Raw genomic sequence first — 210 nt, forward strand, 5'->3', positions numbered from 1 at the left:
CCTAATGGCCATGAGTAGAGAGGAATTTACTCCTTTACTTCTACAATCATCTCGTGAGGAGTTATTAGGGAGATTTTCGGCACAATAAGCTGTTACGCAGCTAGATCCAATAATCCTGATATTGTTATTTCTTGTGGTGCGGGCATCTTGCCCGCAAGAATTATACAAATATTGCCCGCAAGAATTATACAAATATTGCCCGCAAGAATT

It is taken from the genome of Dolichospermum circinale AWQC131C, from assembly GCF_000426905.1.
Taxonomy (GTDB): Bacteria; Cyanobacteriota; Cyanobacteriia; order Cyanobacteriales; family Nostocaceae; genus Dolichospermum; species Dolichospermum circinale.